The sequence below is a fragment of the Paenibacillus sp. J31R122 genome, assembly GCF_056269185.1.
This window is the reverse complement of sequence record NZ_JBWDNM010000005.1, coordinates 40,127-66,673: the sequence shown is the minus strand read 5'-3', so window position 1 is coordinate 66,673 and position 26,547 is coordinate 40,127. Positions and strand designations below refer to the sequence as shown.

Below are 26,547 nucleotides of genomic sequence, written 5' to 3'. Positions count from 1 at the left end.
TAATAATAGATTCAATTGCTAAACAATAAAAATATTTTTCACCAAAGGAGAAATGTCATTATGAAGACCAAAACACCTGTTTCTTGGGAGCATGTGCAGCTCGCTGCAAAGCTCGCTGATTTAAAGGATGATCACTATCGCACCGTTCTGACATTAAGCGCTATGCTAGAGTTGTTCATAGACAAAGGGTTAATGACCCGAGAAGAATTAAGTGCAAAATCCGACGCACTCGACGCACAGCTAGAATCCTTTATTTCCGCTTCACTTCATCCCATGACGTAGGTTTGTCATGATAAGTTGCACGAAGCGGATTTTCGTCCTTCTTAAAGAAGATTCCGTTATCCTCTAGTATACTATTCACAGTCATCATTGCTAAGTCCATCATGTTATGATCAAGGCTCAAATGAGCCAAATATACACGTTTGGTTCGATCTGTCATTAGCTCAAGCAGCGCTTCACCAGCCGCAACATTAGATAAATGGCCTACATCACTCAGGATACGTCGCTTAGTATTCCAAGGGTATCGACCCATTCGCAGCATCTCGGTATCGTGATTCGATTCGAGCACCAGCACATCCGAGTCAATAATGTGACGCTTAACCTTTTCACTTACATAGCCAAGGTCTGTTGCCAGACTCAGCTTCTCACCATTTTCCTCAAAACAATAACCTACCGGCTCTGCCGCATCATGTGAGATCGGATACGATTGTACCTGCATCGATCCAAATGACAGCTCTTCTCCGGTCTCCATATACACCCGCTTCTCTGCAGGTATTTTTCCGACATGCCTCTCCATTGCGTCCCAGGTGGATGCATTCGCAAATATCGACAGCTCATACTTGCGGGCGAAAGCGCCTAAACCTTTAATATGATCGGAATGCTCATGGGTGACGAGCAGAGCGTCCAATTCATGGCCCGCAACTCCCCGCTCACGCATAAGCTCATCCAGCCTCTTCATGCTCATTCCCGCATCTACAAGCACCGTCTTATCGTTGCCCTGTACAATTGTCGCATTACCCGTCGATCCACTTCCCAGTACCGTAAATCGCAGTCCCATAGCTACTTTTTCCTATCCCTTCTCCTGCTCCCGTTTACGTAAAACGTTCGCCGCTGCTTCCCCTTGCTCTTTCTCTTCATCTGTTGTTACTTCTCCGCTAATTGCATGCACATAGTACATTTTGCCGTCCTCCAGCATCACACGCCAAGAGGGAGTCGCCACCTGCTTCTCTGAGTCAAATATTTGGCCATGATAGCCTAATTGAATATTGCTTATGACCGATCCATCCGGCAAATACGTTTCAATTAAGCTAGTAACGATTTTCGCCGCTGGCAAAACCTGCTTTGCCTCACCCGTTCCTAACACTTCAATTCGGTCCTGCTTGAACGCTGTTATTTTCTGATTGCTATTGTAAAGCTCCAGTTTCACATGCTTCACATCAAACATCGGATGACCTTCGACCATCTGATACAAGACGAACACACCATTACGATCCAAAAGCAAATCGTATGCATATTGATCAAGCCCGGGTATTTCATTACCCAGCGTCTTCAATAGCTCTGATTTAGAAAATATAATCGCACTATCGACCGGCTGTTTTAGCTTAACAGGCTCTTTATCCGGTCCGTTGCTCGAGCGGAGCACGTACGTAATGTCACCAAGCTTTGGCGTTTCAAGCGGTAGATTGGCTGTAAGTGAAATACGCTTTTTCTTCATCAGCTGCAGCTTATCCTGCGGCAGCTCCGCTGAATTCACATTGACGTTAAGCTGCTCTCTTATATCCAGCCATAGCTGGTACCCAAGCAATATGTTAAGCAGCAGGAACGATATTATAAGCACACTCTTCGCTCTTCCCCAATCCACACGCTCTCACCCCCGTCCTTGTCCTACTCACTACCCGATATTGTGTCTTTATCAAAACGCAGCTGGCTCACTCCACCAGACATAATTGTCTCTTATTCATTCACAGCATCTACATGCTCTTGCCTCATCTGCAAGCTGCCCACGACAGCCTCATCCGAATCCGGCTTAGCTGCCGTATTACCTGCCGAGCCTTCTCCTTCATCATTAGAGCCGGTGACATGGTTTGCATCCAATTCCTTCGGCGGCTCATATCCACTATGATACGCTTCGACAAGCACATCTTCGGTTCCGTCCTCTAACCTTACAGCCCATACAGGTATGAACCGGATTTTATTGCCTTCAATAGGCTGAGGCTGAAGCGCGGGGAACAATGCCACTACTTCACTGCGTCTATTATAGCTTTCAAGCTGCTTTTGCAACGTTTCTCCACCAGATAACCATCTGACCGAGCGTGACTCTGTTTTTTCTCCAAGCGTTATAAGCGACCTTTCGTACTCTGTAACGACACCCTGTTGAAGAGTTAATCGCATGTATCCGTACTTGAATGGTGAATTCTCTATGATCGGAAACTGCTCAATATACTGCTTGAAACGGATGTATTTACTTTGGTCAACCGGCAGCGGATTGACGAATCGATGAACGCCATCCCATCCGCCATGCTCATTAATAAAATCAACCGAGGTATAGACGTTATCACTAAGACTGTTTTCGGTTTTCTTCGACGCGGCCGAATCAGTGTAGCTGATCCACATTCCTTTCTGCTCCACCTGCAGTCCCCGCTTGCCATCCGTAAAGATCTGCGAACCGCTGCGATCCTCAAATCCTTTTGTCGTACTGGGGTCGAAGAACAAGCTGCGCTGCATCATATCCGGTGTATAAACCTCGTAAGGAAACACCATCTCCGTAGCCTGTATAGGTGTGGTCGGCAAGTATAATTCGTCTGACGTCATTGTGTATTGCGGCTGGTACTGTCCGAAACCTACATAATCCTGCACATCTCGCACCGTTAAATCTGCCCTAACAGACTCATATACCATCTGACCATCGGCACTGAAAAAGAACGTACGAATTTCCTCAGTTCCTGTCGTCTTGAATATCCAAATTCGATCAATAGTCTCGTTTAAAAATACGAGATCTCCTTCTAGCTTAAGCAGCTTCTGCAACAGCTCTACTGGAATACCGTTGTTAAATCGAAGCTCAATTCCAATATCATTTTTACGAACCTTTTCCCAGTCCAGCAGATCAGAAGGATTGCGCTGAAACCCTTTGAACTCCCTGCCCTGAATACGCTGATTCAAAATCATCTCGTAAAACTGCGTATTCGGATAAAGAACGGTATGTTTGTTGTTCCCTAGGTGAATAATTAACTCCTCGGGAAAAATAACACTTTCTACACTCGCTGGCCTACCAATTGCCTCAGAATTCACATAATCCTGATCACTTCTTACCGTAACGCCGAGTCCCGGCATGCTGTAAGCGAGCAAATAGCTTTGAAGGAGGCTTAATACGACAAGTATAATAAGCGCTGATGTCTTTGCCTTTTCCATCATGCCGACTCACTCCCTTCTTGCAATAGAGGGAGTGTGAACGTTACTGTCGTACCCTCATTCAGCTCTGATTGAAGTGAAATCGTACCGCCATGCGCCTTCACAATTTCCCGGGCAATGGATAGGCCGAGTCCCGTTCCGCCCATATTTCGCGAGCGAGCCTTGTCGACACGATAGAAACGGTCGAAAATACGCGACAAATCCCTCTTAGGAATACCGATACCCGTATCCTTGACGCTAATCGCAGCCAATGCCGAATCCCCCTGCTTCTTTGCTTCTAATTCTATCGATCCGCCATCGAGCGTATATTTAATCGCATTGGAATATAAATTATCAAGCACCTGATCAATTTGATCACGGTCGAGCCACGCATACTCCAGCCCCTGCTCCACATGTACCACTGCCTTAATTGACTTCTGTCTAAGCTGGAAGGAAAAACGGTCTGCTACCTCATCCAGCATCTCATGTATATTCGTTTGTCGTCTTCTAAGCGGTGCTTGATTCGAATCAAGCCGCGATAGATGAAGTAGATCGGTAACCAGCCTAATCATCCGCTCTGTTTCATTGCGAATAACACCAACAAACCGCTCAGACAGCTCTCGCTCCTCAAGCGCGCCATCATTGAGCGCTTCCGCATAGCTCTTGATTGTCGTCAGCGGTGTCCGAAGCTCATGGGATACGTTCGCTACGAATTGACGACGCGACTGCTCCAGCTTTTCTTGCTCGGTCGCATCCTGAAGCACCGCGATTGTGCCGGTAATGCCTTTGTCCCGCCGATGAATCGGAGTGAACGTCACCTTCAGAATGCCCTCGTCATTGTCACCAGACTCACCTTCGTCGGATGGGCGCGACAGCAGAAGCGTCTGACCGCGACCCTGCTGCTGCAGCTCAAGCAGCTGCTGCTTAGGCAATCCGAGCAGCTCAGACAAGTCACAGCCATCGCATTTTGCCACGTCGAGCAGCTCTAGAGCCCTGCTGTTCCAAACGATGATTTGTCCATGCTCGTCCGCCGCGACAACCCCGTCACTCATGTTCGATAAAATGGAAGCGAGCTTCTCGTTCTCTTCCTCATTCACCGACAGCGCATCCTTTAGACGAATCGTCATATCATTGAAGGCCATGCTTAGCCTGCCAATCTCATCATCGCCGAGTACGGGAACATGGAAGTCGAACTTACCCTCTGCTACAGCCTCGGCCTGTCTCGTTAAGCCTTGAATCGGACTTGTAATGGTATGGGCAAGCAATACGCCTAGTACGCCGGTTAAGCCCAGCGCGATCAGCGTTCCTGAGAAAAATATTTGGTTGACCCGATTGACCGTCTCATACAAATCATTCATCGATGCCACTACATAAACAGCCCCGACTACCTTTTCGTTGAGGGTTACCGGCTGGGCAATCATCTTTTTCCTAATGTTATCCTCATCGATAATTTCTTCTTCATTATCGGGTATATTTTGCAGCGCGCGGCTAACCGCCAGTGATTTATTTTTCTTCCCGATATTCGACTGCTGCCCTGGCAGAGAGGTCGCCACAAGCTTGCCATTAGAATCAAGCACCTGTACCTCGGCACCGCTTATGCTGAACAGATTCCGGACAACCTGATTCAAAGTCTCCGTAGTGCTTTCCGAGGAATCCCCTTCGGTTTCTGGCTTAGCTGCCAAGCTTGGCGCCGCGAATTTGGATAAAGTATCGGCCTGCTCCATTAGATTTTTTGTAAAGCTATCTATTAAGGAGTTTTTGACCGTACTAATGAAATAAACGCCGATCAGCTGCATCGCTACCAATATGAGCAGTAAATAAATGATGACTAGCTTGACTTGAATCGTACGAAAGAAGCTTTTGCCTTTCATCCTTAACCGAAGCCTCCGGACTTAGCATTACGCATCATATAGCCGAGTCCCCGCCGAGTCATAATATATTCGGGACGACTTGGATCATCCTCTATTTTCTCGCGCAGTCTCCTAATTGTCACATCGACCGTCCGTACGTCGCCAAAATATTCAAAGCCCCACACCGCTTGCAGTAAATGCTCGCGCGTCATCACTTTGCCGCTATTGCGGGCCATATAATAAACCAGCTCATATTCACGATGAGTCAGATCAAGCGGCTCACCGCTTTTGTATACGACATACATATCTGTATCTATAAACAAGTTAAATAGCTTAAAGCCTTGCGGCTCTGTCGTTGCATCCGCGTTTAGCGCTCCGTCATCGTCTCTACTAGCCTCAGACTTCTGCTGCCGACGCAAATGCGCCTTAACTCTCGCTAGCAGCTCACGCGTACTGAAAGGCTTCGTTACATAATCATCCGCACCCAGCTCTAATCCCAACACTTTATCAATTTCTGTGTCTTTGGCTGTCAGCATAATAATCGGCATATGAAGCTTTGTACGCACCTCTCGGCACACGTCCATACCATCCTTCACCGGCAACATCAAATCTAGCAAGATAAGGTCCGGCTTTTCTTCGAAGGCTAGTCTAACCGCTTCCGCGCCGTCGAAGGCACATATAACCTGATGGCCTTCCTTCTCCAAATTAAACTTAAGTATATCTGCTATCGGCTGTTCGTCATCGACCACTAATATTTTACCGTGCATCGCTACACCCGCCCGTCGCTTGTCCTTTGTAATGCTTCTATTTTAACACACGTTAACCTCTACTTCACAATGAAACTTCCTTCATGAGAGCAAGGATTTACCTTTATTTTTCAGCCAATGCCCAAACAAGTGTAAACGGACTTCTCTACTTTGCTACTTTTCTTATATTTCAAAAAAAAAGAGCACCTCTCAGCCGCAGCATAAGAGGTACTCTTGTTCCTATATAGGTATAATTATAAATATTTCAATGGATTTTGTAGAACGCCATTTTTGTGAATTTCAAAATGTAAATGAGTGCCTGTTGAGTTCCCTGTATTACCCATAATTGCGATTTTATCGCCCTTTTCTACGATATCCCCTTCGCTTACATTGTAGGAGCTAAGGTGGCCATAGACGGTTGTGTATCCATTCTTATGATTAATAATGATCGTCTTGCCTAGACCAGACTTCGTACCGACAAATTCTACTACGCCAGTATCTGATGCCATAATGCCTTTGTTGCCGACAAGATCGACACCATTATGCATGCGTCCCCAGCGTTTTCCAAACTTACTTGTAAGTCTAGAACCGGATACCGGCATTGCGAAGCGGCCTGAGCCTTCGCCTAAAACGACTTTAGTACCCTTCATTACGATCGACGGAACAGCTTCCTTAATAACTTCCTTGGATACCAGCTCTTCGTTAACAACATAACCGTTTTGCTTAGTAATTTTGTAGGTCATTTTTTGGGAGCCTTTCGTCCCTTCCTTAATAACCTTCGATTCGCCAAGGCGCATATCAGAATTTTTCTGCACTTCAACCTGCGGCTCAATATCAATCACTTCAACTAAGTTCTCAACCGTCTTTACGGTAAGCACCGGCTGCAGAACCGTCAGATCAAGTACATCGCCAATTGTAATTTTATCATCTTTAATCCATTTATTATTCTCGTAAATAACTTGAGGAGAAATATCGAACTTTTCCGCGATGCAGCCTACGCAATCTCCTTCTTGAACCGTATACTTGGTTGGTTGTATACTGCCTTGAACGAGCGTCTTATAGATATCTTCCGCTTTCATAATCTTCGTTGGATCCGTGTCTACAACGTCCGTTGCTACCTTTTCCACAAAGCCTACATTGGTAACTTCACGTCCTGGTGCATTTTTCGTCGACTTCTCTTTCGAAGCCGCCTCGTCACTGCTTGATGAAAACGAAAGTGATCTAACCTCTTTCGCTTCCTTCTGTGCTGCTACAAGCTCAGGTGCAAATTTGCTTTGTACACGTTGCAAAATAGCATCTGCCGTCTGCTGATCCTTCACGATTCCAACCAGCTTGCCTTCTACTTTCAGCTCAACACCAACAGCGTGTGACGTAAACATGCTCTCTAGCTTGTCTAATGTAGCATCCGTCTCAGGTACTGCTTTGTAAGCACTATCCAATTCGTATGTAATGGTGCCTGTATCAAGTATCATGTTGATATTGGGATTCGCTTTCTGGACTTCCTCGTTTTCAAGCAGAACAAGCTGTTCTACTTTCTCTGGATCGTTTACGGTTCCAACGGCTGTTCCATTCATATATACGTTATAAAATTCGACTGTGTTTGCTTGAACATATTGGATTCCGCTAAAACCGGCTACTGTGAGGAGTACGAGCGCCCCGCCTGTAATTTGTACCGACTTCTTCCGCCAGAACGGCGTAATCGTCTTACTATCTACAGGTTGTTGCTGTGTCTTGCCATTCAAGTGTTGCGATCGGTCTTTGCGAAAGTACTGAACCGTTTGATTCCATACCTTCTGTATCCGACCTTTGTCCCTGAAAACGGTCATGATTGTCTCCTTTTCGCGCTAATGCTGCAGTTTTTCCTCTTTCCTTCATGAAAAAAGGCGAATGATCCTGTCGGATCACTCGCCTAATACTTTAACATACCCCCAATAAATGGGGCAACCTTTACAGAACCTTCAAATCATTAATATTTTTTCAGAATCTCCATCATTTGCTCATATTCTTCCTTGTCGAGATGCTGTGCCATAATCTGTTGAACAGCTGTAAGCTCCTGCGCAGTTAGTCCATTTTCTACATATTGAGATATCGTTTGCCAGGATTCCTGAGGCAGCTTGTTCATTAATAATGCGAACAATTGCTCTTTATCCTCGTCACTCATTTGGTTTTTCACGTCTGTTAAATCGTCCGTTGTAATCGCCGTTTCCGTACCGTCAATACCTGCTGTTCCCTCCTGAACATTTCCTTCATTTGGCGCACCACTGCTATTGGCCTGTGTTCCTCCGCCTACTCCAATATCGGTGAGCGGCGGCACATCTACCTCACCAAACGCATCGACTGCCAATGGGCCTTCTCCATGATCATCGGTTATCGTAGTTGACTGATCGGCATCGTCCTTTGAACTTTCACTGCCATTTTCTGATGATGAATCTTCTTTCTTCTTATTTCCAGAAGCTTTTGTATTATCCTTTGCTGCTGTATCTGTTGTCAGTAACGGGTCTGCTCCCCATAGCTTCCCCCATACTCCCGACATAGCCATCGGCGGAACCTCAACTGGCAGATTGAATTGCTTGAGAAGCGTTTCCACATAGCTTGTTACAATATATCCCGTCGTCCAAATCGACAAAAAGCTTAATATAAGACCTGACGCTATTAGCTTTGCAAGCCACCCAATCTTTCTCATCATACGAATATCAACCCTTTCATCCCGCTGCTGATGTCAGTCACTATTTCATATAAGCAGCGTTTTCCATAATCTGTTATCTATCATTATGGTCAACTATTCGGGAGGACATTCTCTCAAATGAAAAAAAGGATGACCAAATGGCCACCCTTTAATCTGCTTCTATATGTTCTATTCGTATATTGGACGAACTGGATTCGTCTGATCACGATTACGGCCTACCGAGAATATAGCAATCGGAATACCTGTAAGCTCGGAAATGCGGTTCAAGTAGTTCAGTGTATTCACAGGCAAATCCTCTAGCGTTTTCGCGCCGGAAATGTCCTCTGTCCAGCCTGGATACTCCTCGTAGATCGCTTCGCACTCAGAAACCATTTTCAGGCTTGCCGGGTAAGTATCGATTACTTCACCGCGCAGCTTGTAGCCTGTGCAAATTTTAACTGTTTCAATACCAGTAAGAACATCAAGTGAGTTAAGTGACAAGCCAGTAATACCGCTCACACGGCGTGCATGTCGTACAACAACCGTATCGAACCAGCCAACACGGCGAGGACGACCAGTTACCGTTCCGTACTCATGACCTTTATCGCGGATCAATTGACCAATTTCGTTATCTTGCTCTGTAGGGAACGGGCCGTCGCCTACACGAGTTGTGTAAGCTTTCGCAACACCGATAACCTGTTGAATTTTCGAAGGACCAACGCCAGAACCGATACATACACCGCCAGCCGATGGGTTGGAAGATGTAACAAACGGATAAGTACCTTGATCGATATCAAGCATAACGCCTTGAGCGCCCTCGAACAAAACCTTCTGTCCGGCGTCAATCGCGTTATTTAGTACAACGGACGTATCTGTCACATATGGACGAAGTATTTCAGCAAAAGCAAGGTACTCGCCAATAATTTGATCAGCATCTAGCGGCTCGCTGCCATAAACCTGCTCAATCAATTGGTTTTTTTCCAGCATAACGCTGCGAACTCTTGCTTCAAACTCTTCCGCGTCCATCAGATCGGCAATACGGATACCATTACGCGCAGCTTTGTCCATGTAGCACGGACCGATACCTTTGCGTGTTGTTCCGATTTTGTTGTCGCCTTTGCGATCTTCTTCAAGCCCGTCCAGCACAAGATGGTATGGCATGATCACATGCGCGCGATCGCTAATTTTTAAGTTATCAGTCGAGAAGCCATTTTCATGAATATAATTAATTTCCTCAATTAGAGCCTCTGGATTAATAACCATTCCGTTTCCGATTACACAAGTTTTATTATGATTAAAAATGCCTGAAGGAATCATGGTCAATTTATACTTTTTATTGTCAATGAGAATGGTGTGCCCGGCATTGTTACCTCCTTGGTAACGAGCGACGACGTCGGCTCCCTCTGCCAAGTAATCAGTGATTTTGCCTTTACCTTCGTCTCCCCACTGCGTACCAACAACAACTACCGTAGACATAATCATACCCCCGTCCGGTGTTTATAAACACCGAAAATTACTGACGTTAACTTAGCAACTTGATTTGGCCTTCATTGAAGGCTTTCACCGCTAGTCAAAAGACAGCATTATCATTTTAGCAGTCCAACTTACAGAAGTCAAACTAAAAACGAACAATTACACGGTTACCCATGCAATTGTTCGGGTATTTACGATGCATGTGACGGTTCATGGTGAGCTCGGTCAATGCTTACGAATTTATTGTACTGCTTAAGGAAAACCAGCTCTACTGTACCAACAGGTCCATTCCGCTGTTTAGCAATAATGATTTCGATAATATTTTTCTTCTCGGACTCTTTATCGTAGTAATCATCCCGATAAAGGAAAGAAACGATATCTGCATCTTGCTCAATCGATCCGGATTCCCGAAGGTCAGACATCATCGGACGTTTATCCTGCCGCTGCTCAACACCCCGGCTAAGCTGCGACAGCGCGATTACTGGCACTTCCAGCTCACGCGCAATATGCTTCAATGTACGTGAAATTTCAGATACCTCCTGCTGCCGATTTTCGCCCGCTTTGCCGCGACCGGAGATCAACTGCAAGTAATCGATCAGAATCATTCCTAATCCGCGTTCCTTCTTCAGACGACGGCATTTCGCGCGAATCTCCGCAACGGTAATACCTGGCGTATCATCGATAAAGATTTGAGCTTCTGACAAGGAGCCTATCGCCATTGTAAGCTTCTCCCAGTCATCACCCTCTAGATGCCCTGTCCGCATCCGCTGCGCGTCAACGTTAGCCTCCGCACAGATCATCCGTTGAACCAGCTGTGCAGCTGACATCTCCAGACTGAAGATAGCAACTGTTTCGCGTGCTCGCACGCCGACATTTTGAGCAATATTAAGGGCAAACGCCGTTTTACCTACAGATGGCCGTGCTGCAACAATAATCAGATCACTTCGCTGGAAGCCAGCGGTCATTTTGTCCAGATCCGTAAAGCCTGACGGAATGCCCGTCGTTCCGCCTCTATTGGAATAAAGTTGTTCAACCTTCTCGAATACTTCCATCAACACGTCTCGGATAGAGACGAAGCCACCGCCCGCGCGGCGATTCGATATTTCAAGAATTTTTTTCTCCGCGTCACTTAACAAAACGCTGACTTCATCAGAATTCGCATAGCCGTCGGAGACGATGTTCGTTGCTGTCCGGATTAGACGTCTCAGCATCGATTTTTCTTCTACAATTTGCGAGTAATAGTCCACATTTGCTGCTGTAGGAACCGCATTTGCCAGTCTGGATAAATAACTGACGCCTCCAATTTCTTCAAGCAGCTGCTGATCCTGCAAATGAGCGGTCAATGTAACGAGGTCAACCGGTTGGTTGCTCTCAGCCAGCTCAACCATTGCTTCATATATACGTTGGTGAGAGCTGCTGTAAAAGTCTTCGCTACGCAACCGCTCCATAGCTGTAATTAATGCCTCAGCTTGCAGCAGCACCGCCCCGATGACGGCTTGTTCGGCTTCCATGTTTTGTGGCGGAACACGGTCAAATGTTTGTTCAGTAGTCATGGTTCCCTCCCCAAATTTTGCGCAGCAAAACTACTTTATTAAATTATAAGCCTTTATAAGTTTCACACTTATAATAGGCTTATAATTCACCGCGAAACTTTGCTTTGCCGCCAAGGACGACGACAGCCGTTTACGCTTGGCCGCTCTTATTGAATTATTCCTCTGTCGCCTGAACGCTAAGCTTAGCCTTCACCTCTGGGTGCAGCTTCACTACTACCTGTGTTACCCCCAGCGTGCGAATCGGATCATCCAGTTCAATTTTGCGTTTATCGATCTTAATGCCTTGCCCAGCTAGCGCTTCGGCAATTTGTTTGCTTGTAATAGCGCCGAACAGTCGTCCGCCCTCGCCAGCCTTCGTCTTCAAGACGACAGTTAGCTCCTCAAGACGTTTGCCGAGCGCCTGCGCGTCTTCCTTCTCTTTTTCCTTACGCTTTTGCTCGGAAGCTGCTTGCAGCTCCAATGTTTTTAAGTTGCCATCAGATGCTAGTTTCGCCAGTCCTTGCGGCAGCAAAAAGTTGCGTACATATCCTTCGGAAAGATCCTTTACTTGCCCCTTCTTCCCTTGACCCTTAACATCCTGCAAAAATATTACCTTCATTCAAATAACCCCTCTTCCGATTCAATTTCGTCCAAAACCTTTTTTAGACGTTCCGCTACCTGAGCTACGTTTCCTTCTAACTGAGCCGCAGCATTCGTCAAATGCCCGCCGCCGCCCATTCTTTCCATAACCACTTGTACATTCATATGACCAAGCGAACGGGCGCTAATGCCGATTAAACCGTCTTGCCGCTCGCCAATGACGAATGAGGCTAAAATATCTGTCATATTGAGCAGCGTATCAGCCGATTGCGCTATAAGCAGCTGTGAATACTTTCGACCGCTCTCCGTTACCGCAATAGCTACATGCTCATAGAGCACTTCGGCATGCTTAATAATTTCTGCTTTGCGAATAAACTCCTCCAGATCCTCCTTCAGCAAGCGCTGAATCATCATAGAATCAGCTCCATTGCGTCTGAGGAAGGATGCAGCCTCAAATGTACGGGCACCTGTGCGCAGCGAGAAGTTTTTCGTATCTACTGTAATGCCTGCGAGCAGTGATGTGGATTCTCTCACATCAAGCACGACACGATCATGGATGTACTGCAGCAGCTCGGTTACAAGCTCGCAGGTAGATGAAGCGTACGGCTCCATATATACCAAAATAGCATTCGCAATGAATTCCTCGCTGCGTCGGTGATGATCAATAACAACTATACGTTCAGTCTGTGTAAGCAGCTTAGGCTCTTTCACCATAGACGCTTTATGCGTATCCACAACAACCGCAAGTGTTTGCGGTGTTATAAGCGCAAACGCCTGTTCAGGAGACACAAATCGTTTTGTAAGCTTTTCATCCTCTTTCAGCAGCTCCATCATTTTCTGAATAGCCGGATTTACACCCTCAATTACGATATATGCTTCTTTTCCGAACATTTGGGCGGCCTTCATAACACCTATTGCCGCTCCGATCGCGTCCATGTCCGGCATTTTGTGACCCATAATAACAACATTGTGACTCTCGCGTATTAAATCACGCAGCGCATGAGCAACAACTCTGGCTCTTACGCGAGTTCGCTTCTCTACTGCATTGGATTTGCCGCCATAGAAGGTTTGGCGGCTGCCAGCCTTCACGGCCGCTTGATCGCCGCCTCGTCCAAGCGCGATGTCCAAGCTCACATGTGCCCATTGTCCAAGCTCAATAACATGCTCGGCACCGGCTGCAAATCCAATACTAAGCGTAGCCGGAATTTTATGATCTCCCGTAATTTCCCTTACTTCATCAAGTACTACGAATCGCGAGTGCTCCAGCTGCTTGAGTGTCTTCTGATCGGTCAAAAGCAAGAAACGATCGGATGTTAATCTCTTAATATAAATCTGGTATTTTTGAGCCCAACCCGTAATTTCATCCGTAACCTTCGCCAGCATGGAGCTCCGTTGGTGGTCGTCGAGACCTTGCGTAACTTCCTCCAGATTGTCGATCATTACGACGCCAAGAACTAGCTTCTCGTCCTCGTACTTCCTGCCCAATTGCCAGAACTCTGTAATATTTTTTACATATAAAATCCGTTCTTTTTGTTTGAATATAAGCTGGTACACGTTGGAGCCTACAGTTGCCTCAACAGTCGCCTCCCGTTCCTTTACTTGCTGCAAGGTTGGGAATAGATCGGTCAGCAGTAAACCTACAACGGAATCACGATCCAACATGGCTGCTATATATGGATTATGCCATTCCACCGTTTTATCTTCATTATATAAAATAATTCCAAATGGCAGTTCACTAATTACATCATTGCCAGCCTTCTTCACACGATAGGAAAGCGTGCCTAAATATGACTTTAAATCCTTGCGGAACGCCCGCTCAGCCATCACGGTATAAACGCCTACTCCACATGTAAGCAGCAGCCCGAGCAGCCCGAGCAGCCACTCATACCAAGCGAGAGCCGCTGTCATCAGTACCATTAATACGAAGGCCCAAATTTGGTGCATTCCATGCCACCGTGTAACTAAAAACTTCGGCATTTCAGATTCGCTCCTGTGCTATGATTTCGTAAACGATTTTCGGATTGGAAAGGCAGTATCCAGCACGCCGATTAAACTTAGCGGCGGGAATACCAATACCGGTATTGCAATAATTACCGGAATCGCTTTGTTCCACCCTCGTTGATGAGCAAGGAAGAAGAAAAATCCTACAGCCTGAATGGCAAAGACATAGCTAAGCAGCGGCACCAAATTCAGTAACGCGACCGCAAAGAAAGATTCATTCGTAACGGACGTGAACATTTGCATTACATAGGCGATCAAATAATAGACAACAAGCACGCGTGGCAGCTTCCAATTTCTAGCCAAAGTGAAGCTCGGCACTTCCAAGCCGCTTTTATTAACGATTCTACGTGCCAGATACTGCGTAGTGACAGTGAAAAAGAATGCTATCACAATAAATGTAACTGGGATCGAATTCGTTATTGTACGAATCGCTATCTCTGTTAAATCCGCATTCCAACCGTTCGGCAGCAAGCCCTGCGCATTTAAATCATTAAATGTGGTTCTGACAAGCGAGCCTATTTCTTTGGTCAACGAAATGTCCAATACGAACTCAAATAGAAGCAGCTCAAGCATCATAATTGCCAAAAATACGATACTTACATTTCGAATTACTTTAGAGATCGGCGCCTGCTTACGATATAAGTGGCCCATCACAATTGAAGGTATTAGAAAAAATAATCCGATAATGAGCGTTGCTGGTCCTCCGATCACATACGCGAGCACCCACACAGGTATCAAATGTGCCACAAACCATTTGGGCGGCAGCATTGCATACAGAACAACATAAGGCACCATCATAAGCAAAATGGCAAACAAGTTAATCAGGGGTACTACAAGCGACAATAATAAAAGGAGTGCTGCACAGCTCCACAGCACAGGTTTCAAGCCGGTTCTCAAACCGTTCACCTCTTGCATATTAAATTGTGTTTCTTATAAAACTTTTACAACTTATTATAGCATAAAGCGGAATATAACACGTACAAGGGAGTCATATCGATACCGAACCAAACAAAAAGACGGAACCACTTCCTCATTCCGTCTTGTTTCTTTTTTTATTTTGCCCTAACGGCCATGCAATTAGTACATAACGCGCAAGCGCATCTATGCGTGCGGCTTTACAAATCCTGCAGTACAGATTGTTGGTCCATAATAAGTTTCTGACAATAATCAATAATTTCACTTCTACGCACAATTCCAATAAAACGGTTCATATCATCTACGACCGGAACGAAGTTCTGCACCTTAGCAAGGGAAATCAAATCGTCCATGTTTGCATCTATTCGTACGGTCTTATTGGTCAGCCTCAGCGGGATGTCACTCAGCTTCACTTTATTAGCCAGCTCAAATGTAAGATCTGATCGACTCTTCATAAACCACAATAGATCGCCTTCCGTAACTGTACCCGCATAACCGCCGTCATCATTTATAATTGGTACTGCTGTATATCGATGATATTCCATTCGTTCAAGCGTCTGCCTAAGCGTCGTATCTTGCGACAAGCACACGACCTCTTGCTTTGGCAGCAAAAAAAAAGCAATATTCATTACGCAAATCACTCCGTTCCGTTTGCTCTTTCCATTCCATCATTATGAAGGCAGCAGACGGTTCAGAACATCCGCCTTTATTTGTCCGTTGTTTCTCCATCGCTGCTAGATAACGGACCTACCTCTTTCTTTGCCTGCTCCGTATATTTATCAGGAAGAATCAAGCTGGCCGCAGGAGTCTTCGCATCTAGCCAGTTGTCAATCATCGTCTGCACCTTCAATAAGTCCTCTTCATCGGCAAAATAATACCATGCCCCGCCGCTTACCTTTCGGTGTCCGTCACCAAGAAGTGAATGGCTGTATATATTTCTTTGTTTGGCTTGCAGCATGCTTTGTGTAAAATCGACAAGCTGCTGTGGTCGCATATCCGTGCTAAAGTTATCACCCATAATATTAATTAGTTCAGGTATCTTCGTCCATTGATTTAATTGCGTCGCTTTATCCATCAATTCATTCAAGAAAATTTGATGACGCTCCGTACGATTCATATCGCCGCCGGCATCCTCGCGATAGCGGACATAATTCAAAGTATCCTGTCCGTTATAGCTTTCCTGGCCTGCTTTTATAACAAACTTCTCATGATCATAATCATCATTGACCATATCCTCTTCAATAGGAAGAGAGAGTCCGCCAATCTTATCAATGACTTGGCGGAAGCCTTCAAAGTTAATTGATGCGTAATAGTCGATCGGCGCGTCAAATAACTTCTCAACTGTATTCATCGCCATACCGGCACCGCCAAAAGCATACGCGTGGGTAATCTTATCCTCTCGATCTTTACCCACTATTTCTACATACGTATCACGCGGAATAGAAACCATAAGAAGATCACCATCGGAAGGGCGAACAACCGTATAGATCATTGTATCCGAACGGCCAATCTCATTGTCGCGTTGATCAACACCGAGCAGCAATACAGAAAAGGGATCCTGCTGCTTCTTTACTGTACTGACTGTGACCGGCATGCGGCCTTCCGCAGGCTTATAGGTTTGCTCTAATTGTTTCTCTACCTGCCCTTGCAGCAGCCAATCGAATCCGAGCGCAGCAAGCATGCCACGGTTAAAGTACCCCGCAATCATTATAACAACTATCGCTGCCGCTGTCGTGTAAATCCATTTACGTTTATTTTTCATAATATGCCAATTTCTCCTATCCGAACCTAGCTTATATAATACATCCTCTCATTTTAGACGATCTATTGTCGAAACAAGTTACAAAAGTTTTACAAAAAAATCCTTCCAATATTTGATTGTACAATTAGCAAAAAAAAGGTCTTTTGCTAATCATTAGCGAATACAATCATTGCATGTATATGATTTTTAGAAAGGGTGAAATCTCACTATGCAACAACCGCCAATCATGCAGCCTGATCAATCATCGACGGGCTTAGATCCTAAGGTAGCCAGCTTGCTTTGTTACTTAGGAGGATTTGTTACTGGCATTATATTTCTAATTTTGGAGAAGCAAAGTCGTTTTGTGAAATTGCATGCCGTACAATCCATTGTTGTATCTGCTTCAATTATCATTTTGAGTATTTTGTTTAGCGTAATACCAATAATAGGCTGGCTTCTTGGCCTTCTCCTTGCTCCAGTCAGCTTTATTTTATGGATCGGACTTATGCTCCTCGCACTCCAAGGCAAGCTGTATAAGCTTCCTATTATCGGGGACTGGTGTGAGCAGCAAGCAAGCAGATTTTAAAGCTTAGATAACTCCATTCGCGCTGACTTAGTAAGGCTGGCAACTACGAGCTCATAGGAATGATCGATCATCGCTTGCAGTTCTATTTCGGACAAGGTGCTATCTATAGTTATCGTATTCCAGTGCTTCTTGTTCATATGATAGCCAGGTTGAATCGACGCGTGCTGTTCACGCAGGTTCTGGGCAATGATAGGATCACATTTTAATGATATGGATTGGGATGAGAATAAGGCAAACATTTTACCCGCGACCTTCATGACAAGCGGTTCGGGTCCAAATGGGTATTCCCGCTGGGCTCCCTGCTTCCGCTCACAATAATTGATAAGCTGCTGCAATCTATTACCTCCTTGAATCAATTTTCAACCATATTCATTATAACGGAACAGTTACCCTCTTCACATCATCCAAATAATAAAAAAAGACAGCAGGCTGCTGTCTTTTTTTATCCTATATGCAACACGTATTTATCTCTCTCGGCTTAACTGAAACTTGCGACCATATTCACCGTGATCATGCAATGCGGCATTCTCAACTTGAATCGTAGAGTGGTGAATGCCGTATTTTCTTTTCAGCAGCTCACTCATCGCCAAAGTGACACAATAAGGCTGAACATCACCTCGAACAAATACATGAGCCGTGAGCGAGTAATGCTCGGTTGTCACTGCCCACAAATGCATTTCGTGGACATCCTCAACACCTTCTACGGAAGCAATATCGCTGCGTATATTCTCCAGGTCGAAACGTTCTGGAACAGACTCCATGAGAATCAAATACGCTTCACGTATTATTTTTGCGCCGCCTGTACATATAATTGCCCCTATAACCATGCTGATCAGCGGGTCGAAGATCGTCCAGCCAGTATAGTAGATAAGTACGGCTGACACAATGACACCTACCGAGCTAAGCAAATCACCGATAAAATGCCATAGCGCACTCTTCACATTTAAGTTGTTTTCCTCTTTCATGCTTCTGCTGAGAACAAAGGTTAATATTGCATTAACTAGTAGTCCAATTGAAGCGATGATGAGCATCAGCTTCAGATTGACATCCTCAGGATGAATTAATCTTCCAATGCCTTCGACTACAATCCAAATCGCGATGACGATTAGAGCCAGACCGTTTAGAAAGGATGCAATGATCTCAAAACGAAGAAACCCGAAGGTGAATCTTTGATTCGGCCTTCGAGTCGCCATGTAGATGGCAAGCATACTAAGACCTAATGCGAATACATCGGATACCATATGCGCAGAATCCGATAATAGGGCGAGAGAATGGGATAATACCCCTCCAATTAACTCAACAAAAGTAAAAAACAAGGTCAGACCTAATGTGATCCACAATGTTTTTCTCGACTTTTGCTGTTCCTTGACGTGATCAAGATGGTGAAAATCAGACTTATCCATATCTATCGACCCCCTTATTTATAATTATTCTAATCTAACGGATACGCTCATTATATGCCGACGGGGTCAATCGTGCAAATGAACGTTTTATGGATAATATAAGTAATAATCATTGTCAGGAGTAAAGCTTTGTGCGCAGCTTAAACCACTCAAATACATGAGTTACAAAAACCTTCAGAACCGCATATCCTGGAACCGCTAGTATAATACCGACAAATCCAAATAAATTACCTGCCGTCAAAATAACGAAAATAATCGTAATGGGATGAATTTGCAAGCTCTTACCCATGATCTGCGGCGATATGAATTTTCCTTCAATTAACTGTACGATTGTCCAGATCACTATCATTTTTAATAGCATAACCGGTGATGTAACAAGCGCTACAATTAATGCGGGAGTGATCGCAATTGCCGGGCCTAGATAAGGGATAATCGCGGTACATGCAGCAATTAATGCGAGCACAAGCGAATACTCCAGCCCAATTATAAGATAACCAATGTAGAGCAAGCCGCCTATACAAAAGCTCACGATAATCTGCCCGCGTATATAGCTGCTTATTTGGCTGTTCATTTCGCCCATTACATGAAGGGTTGGCGATCTCATTTTATCCGGAAGGAAGCTGACGATATGGCCAGGGAGACGCTTGCCATCCTTTAATAAATAGAACAATATAAACGGGAGCGTTACGATCGCTAGCAATACTTCAGTCAATGCGCCTACAAATGAGCCGATGCTCGATACTGTACCATTTACGATCGAAGTCATTTTCTCTGTCAGCTGACTGGTTACATTTGTTGCGTTCACATTAAACCATTCCTGCAATTGGCCCGATAAGGCACTTCCCATAAATATATCAAATTCGTCATCCAGCTTCTCTATATACTGAGGGAGGCTATTGACCAAACCAGTAATCTGATCTGAGATAAGCGGAATTACAACAATTAATAAGATTGTTATTAACGTTGCAATGATAATGTACAGCAGCAATATCCCATAGATACGTTTTACTTTTCTACTTTCCAGTAGATCGACTACCGGATTAAGTAAATAATAAGCGACACCAGCGAGTATGATAGGCAACAAAACCGTTTTAAGTAATACAGTCAGCGGTGTGAAAATAAACGATATTTTGTTAAACACAAAAATGTTCAGCCCAATAAGGAGCAATACAAGCAGAAATATAACAAACTTATTGTTTAAAACAAACTTTTTAAATCCCCCTGAGCTCGTCTTCAATTGTTCCATCCGCAACTCTCCTGCTTCTGCATATGTTTGTATAAAGAAAACCCGTTGAGTATGACCTCAACGGGTTTTCAGGGCAGAGTAATACTACTCTGTAGTGTAAGGAAGCAATGCGATTTGACGTGAACGTTTAATTGCAACTGTAAGCAAGCGTTGGTATTTCGCACTTGTACCCGTTACACGACGTGGCAAGATTTTGCCGCGCTCGCTGATAAACTTTTTCAGCAAATCTGTATCTTTATAATCAATTTTCGTGATTTTATTTACAGTGAAGAAACAAACTTTACGACGTTTGTTACGGCCGCCTTTGCGTCCGCCGAATTTGCGTTCTGGACGCTCATCTTGACCGGCATCTCTTTGTGGTTTAAAAGCCATGTTAGTATCCTCCTTATCGTTGAAAATAACACAGTTACATAACGCTCGTACATAAGTAGAAGGTTATGCAGCTGATTCCTGAGACAACGCAATGCTTATGCAGCATATGCTAGAGTCTCAAAATGGCAAATCATCTTCTGATATATCAATCGGGCGTCCGTCATCCTGAAATGGATCACGGCTGTCGTTACGTGAGTTATTACCAGATGATCGGTTACCGCCACCTTGGGAAGCATTGCCTCCGTAGGATCCGCCGCCGCCGCTTGTACTACCACCGGAACTGCCAGCACCACCGCTGTTGCCTCCGCCTTCTTCACGCGCTCCACCTTCACGATTGGACTCTAAGAATCGTACGTTATCAGCAATAACTTCCGTCACATAGACGCGCTTGCCTTCGTTATTCTCATAGTTCCGCACTTGAATGCGTCCTTCAACCGCTGTTAAGCGGCCTTTGCGTAAATAGTTAGCGCAAGTTTCAGCCAGCTGCCGCCAAGTTACGATCGGAATAAAATCCGCTTCACGCTCGCCTTGACCACTCGAATACGAGCGATCTACTGCAATCGTGAACTGAGTAACCGCAACGCCTGCAGGCGTATAGCGAAGCTCTGGGTCTCTCGTCAATCTGCCAATTAGTATAACACGATTCAACATCGTTTCTGACCTCCCAATCGAACAATCCAGCAGGATTAAGCGACGTCTCTGACGATCAATGAACGGATAACTTCATCCGTAATCTTCATGATGCGGTCAAGTTCATTCACAACTTCAGTAGTTGCGTTGAAATGTACCAGTACAAAGTAACCATCACGTAGCTTATTGATCTCATACGCAAGACGACGTTTTCCGCTCACGTCTTGCTTAGTGACCTCTCCGCCATTGGAGATGATGCCATGGAATTTGTCAACGATAGCTTGAAGAGCTTCTTGCTCAACGTCTGGACGAATAATGTACATCACTTCATATTTGCGCATATTGTTTCACCTCCCCTTGGACTAACGGCCCCATAAATGGAGCAAGGAGCGAGCTTTTTGCTCGCATACTTGAATACTATATCAAATTAACCAGCCCATTACAAGTAAAGCCCTCATATAACCGTAATCTTCTAGCTATGCTTTTCACTTAAATGCAAATACTGAAGGCAAGGACATTACAGCACTCTGTCCTTTTTATAAATACACGGGAGGTGAACGGAATGGGTGAAGGAACGATCTTCTCGCCTGGTGACAAAGCTCCAAATGATGGCACTTATATTGAAGACGGCGTTAACTCCTTTCACATGGGTATTTCAAACCCAAAGAAGGTTCAATTAAAAAGAGGTGAACGTTTCCCGGATACAACAAACCATGAACGAAAATGGAAGCGAATGGGTCATTAAAAATGCAATGAAACTTGAATATTTATAATGCTCCAAAGCCATTCTAATGATTGACGGTGTGAAGAGAGGTGTGGTTCCGTTGAACCATTTGGCCAGCGTAAACGATCAATACCGCCTTCTGGCGGTCTAACTATCGTAGCCTAAAGAGGATTTAGTTTACTTCGAATAATAGTGGTATATCAAGGACTTCTGTCTGAGACACACCTGCATTCGAGCAATCATCTTGCATTGTGAATAGATCGACTCAACCATCAAACACCGTCATGAAGAGAGCTCTCGCGAGCTCTCTTCTTTTTGTTAGCCTACCTAAACCAGCCGATATTTGTTATCATCATTGAAAGCGATATCAAATAAAACATATAGTAACTAAGACGCCAGGGAGAGGTACTCATGATCAAAGAAAGACGTGGAAGTGTTAAGGTTTGGATTCATTTTTTCATTCCTTACGCGATATTGCTGGTAGGATTTTTAGCCGTAGGCTTGTACGCTTACGATAAAACATCCTCATTGGTCGAAAACCATTCAAAGGAAACCGCTTTTGCCATCATGGCTCAGACGAAGGAAATTATGGACCGTCGCTTCGAGGAGCTTGAGACTATAGCCGAACAAGTTGGGAGCAGCACGAAAGTGCTGTCATTTCAGTATGTAAATAAGCCTTTCTATGGGACTAACCCTATTCGTATCATAGAATTGAAGAAGGACCTCTTTGATTATTCCCTCTTCAACCATTTCATATTGGACTATTACGTTATCTATCCACAAAGTGAAGTGATCGTATCTCCGCGCACTTCCCATTCTCTAAGGCAATTTTACGATTTAGAGTTTCATTATAATGGCCAATCCTACGAGGAATGGCTATCCCAACTGACGAATCGGGCAAACGCTAAAACCTTTATTCCTGGACAATCCGCAATCTACAAAGGGAAGCACCAATCCGTCGTGTCCTATTTACGGACTTTCGGTACGCAGGACCGCTCGGGAATCGTACTTATTCTCATCGACAATACTCAAATTCAAAGCCTGCTGCGCAAACAAGATTCAAGTAACGGAGGCTTCGCATTTATCACGGACGGCAAAGGGGAAATCATCAGCCATACTGGCACTCAAACCGATATCGATTGGGCTGCGAATCTGAAAGACGGATTTACACCACTTTCTATCGACGGACATCGTATGCTGGTGACGAAAACAACTTCCGACTATAACGGCTGGACCTACTTGTCCGCGCAGCCGGAAGCTTACGTGCTGGAGAAAGTCCAATATTTCAAAAAGCTTATCCTGTCTATTATTGTACTTAGCTTGATCATAGGAATATTGGCGGCACTTCTCTTCTCCTATCGCAACAGCCGCCCGCTATGGATGATTCTTCGAGTTCTTCCGTCTCAGCGTCCGGGCTTGAATGCCTGGGATCAAGTGCGTTCTTCTGTGACACATCTTGTTCATAACAACGACTTTCTAGCGGAGAAAATGGAGCAGCAGGTTCCTCTTATCCAGAGCGGATTTTATGATCGACTTCTCCGCGGTCACTATCTCTCTAATAAAGATATCGCGGTCGCGATGGAGCATTCCCGCCAAACCTGGGAAGGAGAATACTTCGCAGTTGGGATTTTAGTTATCGTCGGTTATGACGGCACGTACAATGAAGCCATGTTAACCGAGTTAGAATTTCGCAAAATCGCCATTCGTGACGTCATTAAGAAGGCCTACGATAGAACGATTACAACCCATGATCTCGGTGAAAACCAAATTGGGCTGCTCATCAACAGCGATTCTGAATCGACCTCTGTCTTCCTGGAGGAGATCCGCCTTATGCTTAAGGAGATTCACGATCGGTTGACTAACTCGCTGAACGTCCAAACTTATATGCCCGTAGGCGGTTGTTATGGCGAAATGACGGAAATTAGCCGTTCCTACGAGGAAGCTCGCTTGCTGCTGCAGCGGGAAAGCTGGTGTGAGGACCGTCCGATTATTTGCCATGACGACGAGAGCTCCGCACTTCCCGTCTATTATTATCCGCCCGACATCGAGCTTCGGCTTATTAATTTAGTTAAATCCGGTAATTTACCGGAAACGGAAGCCTTACTTCAGCAGTTGAGGGAGAACAATCTTGATCAACGAAATCTCCCTATCGCCGTCGGCAAAATTCTCGTGAACGAAATGACAGGCACTCTTCTGAAGTGCTGCGAGCAGGCTGGCGCGGACTCCGATCGCCAAAGCGAGGAAGTCCATACAGCTTTACTTGCTTCCGAGTCTGGGCGTTCGCCTAAGTTGGCTTTCGAGCAGCTCTCGACCGCTTTCCTTCAATTGTGCAGTAAACAGAACGATCGCAAGAAAAGCCATAATAATCAATTGAAAAACGATTTAATCCGGCATCTCGAAGACAATTACATGCATACAGAACTGAGCCTAACGACGCTTGCCGATCGCTTTAACAGCTCAGAGGCTTATATTTCCTATTTTTTCAAAGAACAGACTGGAGTTAATTTCTCTGATTATCTAGAAACTGTCCGTATGACTCATGCGAAAAGGATGCTCGCCGAGAGTGAAATGCCAGTTAATGAGATATCTGCGTGGGTGGGCTATTATTCACTAAACTCGTTTAGCCGCGCCTTCAAAAGGGTAAATGGCCTTAGTGCTACTGAGTTTCGCAAGAGCTCTAACAAATGATTCTAAACAATTGAATAGTGCCTGAATACGGAATAATAGCGCTTTCAGAACGTTTCTAAAAAAAAGCATAACGCAAGAATCTGACTGATTTACGAAATCGTTTACATCTCCTATACTTCGAATCACCGGCCGGAAACACTAGATCAGCATCTGAGGGGTGATACTAACTGAAAGCTTTAATCGATGTAAGGAAAGGATGGCAGTTGTATGCGCTGTTCGCGCTACCGCTTCTATACATCATCCTATTCAAGTATGTACCGATGTTCGGAAGTATTATCGCGTTCAAGCAATTCAATGTTACAAAAGGAATATTCGGAAGCCCTTGGGTAGGGCTCGCGCACTTCGAGCGTTTCTTCAACTCTTATGAGTTCTGGCGATTGCTTAAAAACACTTTATCCATCAGCTTCTACACATTGATTGCCAGCTTTCCTTTTCCAATCCTGCTAGCGCTAGGGTTGAATTACGTCAAGAATGAGCGATTCAAGAAGACAGTGCAGATGGTTACCTACGCGCCATATTTCATCTCATTGGTCGTCGTAGTCGGACTGCTGTTCCAGTTCCTTGACCCTCGGACTGGCATAGTCGCAGCCATATTAGGATGGTTCGGTGTCGACCCCATTAATTTCATGGGTGAGGCTTCAATGTTTCAATCGATTTACGTATGGTCCCATGTATGGCAGAATGTCGGCTTTGCATGCATTATCTATTTGGCAGCGCTCGCAGGTATAGATCCTTCCCTGCATGAAGCAGCGGTCATAGACGGCGCGAATAAAATTCAGCGTATGCGCCATATCGATATTCCTGGGATTATGCCGATCGCAGTGATCCTCTTGATCCTGAATACCGGTCAAATCATGGAGACTGGATTCGAGAAAATCCTGCTTATGCAGAATCCGCTTAACCTGCGGACATCCGAAGTCATCGACACTTATGTCTATAAGGTTGGTTTGGTTTCCCAGGCGCTAAATTTCTCGTACGCGACTGCAATCGGTCTTTTCAAAGCCGCCATCGGATTTATTCTGCTCATCATCGTGAATCAAACCGCTAAGAAGGTCGGGCAGGAGAGCCTATGGTAGGAGGAAAAAAAACTATGAAACGGTCCATTATTCGGGAGTCGGGCAGTGACCGCGTGTTTACGATCGTCAATTATGTAGTTCTTTCGACCGTACTCATTTTAGTACTGTACCCGCTCATCTTTGTTGTTAGCGCTTCCTTCAGTTCCAGCCATGCTGTGCTTTCTGGCAAGGTGTGGCTATGGCCGGTAGAGCCATCCCTTGATGGTTACAAAGCCGTATTCAAAAATAAAAACATTGTTACTGGTTTTCAGAATACTGTCTTCTATACTGCAGCGGGAACCTTCATCAATGTCATTATGACGGTTTTAGCCGCTTACCCTACATCCCGAAGAGATTTCCGAGGACGGAATTTCTTCATGCTGCTCTTTGTCTTCACCATGATGTTCAGCGGGGGACTTATTCCGACTTACTTCGTCGTGAAGGACTTGCATATGATCGACACTGTCTGGGCGATGCTGATCCCAACCGCGCTTTCCGTGTGGAATGTCATTATTATGAGAACCTACTTCCAAATTACGATTCCGAGTGAGTTGTTAGAAGCTTCTCAGCTTGACGGCTGTAACGATTTCCGCTTTCTGCTGAAGATCGTCATCCCTTTATCGGGACCGATCATCGCTGTTATCGCGCTCTTCTATGCCGTCGGACATTGGAACCAGTATTTTAACGCTATGATTTATCTGAAAGACCCGCAGCTCTATCCAATGCAGCTCATCCTTAGGGATATTCTTGTTCAGAACGAAGTGAGAATCGATATGCTGGGTGATCTAAAGTCAGCCGCTGCCCGTCAGGGGCTTCGCGAGTTGTTGAAATACTCCCTCATCGTCGTTTCATCCGTACCTTTGCTGTTAATTTATCCGTTCGTTCAGAAATTTTTCGTTAAAGGCGTCATGATTGGATCGATTAAAGGTTAAT

At 45.0% G+C, this 26,547-nt stretch carries 26 protein-coding genes; 6 read left to right on the top strand and 20 right to left on the bottom strand.

Annotated features, from left to right (window positions below):
* The first annotated feature begins 60 nt into the window (after positions 1 to 60).
* Positions 61 to 282 (top strand): hypothetical protein, encoded by a 222-nt coding sequence (locus AC0YN7_RS10025; RefSeq protein ID WP_475809846.1) that lies wholly within the window; start codon positions 61 to 63, stop codon positions 280 to 282.
* On the opposite strand, the gene AC0YN7_RS10020 is transcribed toward AC0YN7_RS10025, so the two are convergent.
* The 14 genes from AC0YN7_RS10020 to AC0YN7_RS09955 form a co-directional block, all read right to left on the bottom strand.
* The gene (locus AC0YN7_RS10020) at positions 251 to 1,057 is read right to left on the bottom strand and encodes an MBL fold metallo-hydrolase (RefSeq protein ID WP_475809845.1); all 807 of its coding nucleotides are present in this window, start codon (positions 1,055 to 1,057) and stop codon (positions 251 to 253) included. The genes AC0YN7_RS10025 and AC0YN7_RS10020 overlap by 32 nt on opposite strands.
* A gap of 12 nt (positions 1,058 to 1,069) precedes the next feature.
* On the bottom strand, positions 1,070 to 1,861 hold the full coding sequence (gene yycI, locus AC0YN7_RS10015) for a two-component system regulatory protein YycI (RefSeq protein WP_475809844.1): 792 nt from the start codon (positions 1,859 to 1,861) through the stop codon (positions 1,070 to 1,072).
* A 92-nt stretch (positions 1,862 to 1,953) separates the two neighbouring features.
* Positions 1,954 to 3,411, bottom strand: coding sequence for a two-component system activity regulator YycH (gene yycH / locus AC0YN7_RS10010; RefSeq protein ID WP_475809843.1), 1,458 nt, complete (start codon positions 3,409 to 3,411; stop codon positions 1,954 to 1,956).
* Positions 3,408 to 5,258 carry a cell wall metabolism sensor histidine kinase WalK gene (walK, locus tag AC0YN7_RS10005; protein ID WP_475809842.1) on the bottom strand — a complete coding sequence of 617 codons (1,851 nt, stop codon included), beginning with the start codon at positions 5,256 to 5,258 and terminating at the stop codon, positions 3,408 to 3,410. The genes yycH and walK overlap by 4 nt, the downstream gene beginning before the upstream one ends.
* A 2-nt stretch (positions 5,259 to 5,260) precedes the next feature.
* The gene (yycF, locus tag AC0YN7_RS10000) at positions 5,261 to 6,004 is read right to left on the bottom strand and encodes a response regulator YycF (protein ID WP_475809841.1); all 744 of its coding nucleotides are present in this window, start codon (positions 6,002 to 6,004) and stop codon (positions 5,261 to 5,263) included.
* A gap of 233 nt (positions 6,005 to 6,237) precedes the next feature.
* Entirely contained in the window at positions 6,238 to 7,809 is a 1,572-nt protein-coding gene (locus AC0YN7_RS09995; RefSeq protein WP_475809840.1) for a peptidoglycan DD-metalloendopeptidase family protein, read from the bottom strand.
* A gap of 140 nt (positions 7,810 to 7,949) precedes the next feature.
* Positions 7,950 to 8,669 (bottom strand): hypothetical protein, encoded by a 720-nt coding sequence (locus tag AC0YN7_RS09990; protein ID WP_475809839.1) that lies wholly within the window; start codon positions 8,667 to 8,669, stop codon positions 7,950 to 7,952.
* A 168-nt stretch (positions 8,670 to 8,837) separates the two neighbouring features.
* Complete coding sequence (locus tag AC0YN7_RS09985) at positions 8,838 to 10,124, bottom strand: adenylosuccinate synthase (RefSeq protein WP_475809838.1); 1,287 nt, start codon at positions 10,122 to 10,124, stop codon at positions 8,838 to 8,840.
* 188 nt (positions 10,125 to 10,312) lie between these two features.
* Positions 10,313 to 11,674: a replicative DNA helicase gene (gene dnaB / locus AC0YN7_RS09980; RefSeq protein ID WP_475809837.1), complete on the bottom strand. Its 1,362-nt coding sequence runs from the start codon at positions 11,672 to 11,674 to the stop codon at positions 10,313 to 10,315.
* Positions 11,675 to 11,828: 154 nt separating this feature from the next.
* The gene (rplI, locus tag AC0YN7_RS09975; RefSeq protein ID WP_475809836.1) at positions 11,829 to 12,272 is read right to left on the bottom strand and encodes a 50S ribosomal protein L9; all 444 of its coding nucleotides are present in this window, start codon (positions 12,270 to 12,272) and stop codon (positions 11,829 to 11,831) included.
* Positions 12,269 to 14,230, bottom strand: a complete 1,962-nt coding sequence (locus tag AC0YN7_RS09970; protein WP_475809835.1) for a DHH family phosphoesterase — start codon at positions 14,228 to 14,230, stop codon at positions 12,269 to 12,271. The genes rplI and AC0YN7_RS09970 overlap by 4 nt, the downstream gene beginning before the upstream one ends.
* A gap of 18 nt (positions 14,231 to 14,248) precedes the next feature.
* Positions 14,249 to 15,151 (bottom strand): DUF2232 domain-containing protein, encoded by a 903-nt coding sequence (locus tag AC0YN7_RS09965; RefSeq protein ID WP_475809834.1) that lies wholly within the window; start codon positions 15,149 to 15,151, stop codon positions 14,249 to 14,251.
* A gap of 218 nt (positions 15,152 to 15,369) precedes the next feature.
* Positions 15,370 to 15,798: a CBS domain-containing protein gene (locus AC0YN7_RS09960; RefSeq protein WP_475809833.1), complete on the bottom strand. Its 429-nt coding sequence runs from the start codon at positions 15,796 to 15,798 to the stop codon at positions 15,370 to 15,372.
* A 77-nt stretch (positions 15,799 to 15,875) separates the two neighbouring features.
* The gene (locus tag AC0YN7_RS09955; RefSeq protein WP_475809832.1) at positions 15,876 to 16,931 is read right to left on the bottom strand and encodes an LCP family protein; all 1,056 of its coding nucleotides are present in this window, start codon (positions 16,929 to 16,931) and stop codon (positions 15,876 to 15,878) included.
* Positions 16,932 to 17,139: 208 nt separating this feature from the next.
* Between AC0YN7_RS09955 and AC0YN7_RS09950 the strand changes: the two genes are divergently transcribed.
* Positions 17,140 to 17,496 carry a DUF4870 domain-containing protein gene (locus AC0YN7_RS09950; protein WP_475809831.1) on the top strand — a complete coding sequence of 119 codons (357 nt, stop codon included), beginning with the start codon at positions 17,140 to 17,142 and terminating at the stop codon, positions 17,494 to 17,496.
* On the opposite strand, the gene AC0YN7_RS09945 is transcribed toward AC0YN7_RS09950, so the two are convergent.
* The 6 genes from AC0YN7_RS09945 to rpsF form a co-directional block, all read right to left on the bottom strand.
* Positions 17,493 to 17,831, bottom strand: a complete 339-nt coding sequence (locus tag AC0YN7_RS09945) for an MmcQ/YjbR family DNA-binding protein (protein ID WP_475809830.1) — start codon at positions 17,829 to 17,831, stop codon at positions 17,493 to 17,495. The two genes, AC0YN7_RS09950 and AC0YN7_RS09945, sit on opposite strands and share 4 nt — an antisense overlap.
* Before the next feature lie 129 nt (positions 17,832 to 17,960).
* The gene (locus tag AC0YN7_RS09940) at positions 17,961 to 18,899 is read right to left on the bottom strand and encodes a cation diffusion facilitator family transporter (RefSeq protein ID WP_475809829.1); all 939 of its coding nucleotides are present in this window, start codon (positions 18,897 to 18,899) and stop codon (positions 17,961 to 17,963) included.
* 115 nt (positions 18,900 to 19,014) lie between these two features.
* Positions 19,015 to 20,145, bottom strand: a complete 1,131-nt coding sequence (locus AC0YN7_RS09935; protein ID WP_475809828.1) for an AI-2E family transporter — start codon at positions 20,143 to 20,145, stop codon at positions 19,015 to 19,017.
* 84 nt (positions 20,146 to 20,229) lie between these two features.
* Entirely contained in the window at positions 20,230 to 20,517 is a 288-nt protein-coding gene (rpsR, locus tag AC0YN7_RS09930) for a 30S ribosomal protein S18 (RefSeq protein WP_475809827.1), read from the bottom strand.
* 117 nt (positions 20,518 to 20,634) lie between these two features.
* Complete coding sequence (gene ssb / locus AC0YN7_RS09925; protein ID WP_475809826.1) at positions 20,635 to 21,168, bottom strand: single-stranded DNA-binding protein; 534 nt, start codon at positions 21,166 to 21,168, stop codon at positions 20,635 to 20,637.
* Positions 21,169 to 21,203: 35 nt separating this feature from the next.
* Positions 21,204 to 21,488 carry a 30S ribosomal protein S6 gene (rpsF, locus tag AC0YN7_RS09920; protein ID WP_475809825.1) on the bottom strand — a complete coding sequence of 95 codons (285 nt, stop codon included), beginning with the start codon at positions 21,486 to 21,488 and terminating at the stop codon, positions 21,204 to 21,206.
* Between the two features lie 221 nt (positions 21,489 to 21,709).
* On the opposite strand from rpsF, the gene AC0YN7_RS09915 reads away from it, so the two are divergent.
* The 4 genes from AC0YN7_RS09915 (at position 21,710) to AC0YN7_RS09900 (ending at position 26,546) form a co-directional block, all read left to right on the top strand.
* Positions 21,710 to 21,892, top strand: a complete 183-nt coding sequence (locus tag AC0YN7_RS09915; protein WP_475809824.1) for a YjzC family protein — start codon at positions 21,710 to 21,712, stop codon at positions 21,890 to 21,892.
* A 390-nt stretch (positions 21,893 to 22,282) separates the two neighbouring features.
* Positions 22,283 to 24,559, top strand: coding sequence for an AraC family transcriptional regulator (locus AC0YN7_RS09910; RefSeq protein ID WP_475809823.1), 2,277 nt, complete (start codon positions 22,283 to 22,285; stop codon positions 24,557 to 24,559).
* A gap of 203 nt (positions 24,560 to 24,762) precedes the next feature.
* Complete coding sequence (locus tag AC0YN7_RS09905; protein ID WP_475809822.1) at positions 24,763 to 25,635, top strand: ABC transporter permease; 873 nt, start codon at positions 24,763 to 24,765, stop codon at positions 25,633 to 25,635.
* Positions 25,636 to 25,649: 14 nt separating this feature from the next.
* A complete protein-coding gene (locus tag AC0YN7_RS09900) occupies positions 25,650 to 26,546 on the top strand; it encodes a carbohydrate ABC transporter permease (RefSeq protein WP_475809821.1) in 897 nt (298 codons plus the stop codon).
* Position 26,547 lies beyond the last annotated feature (1 nt).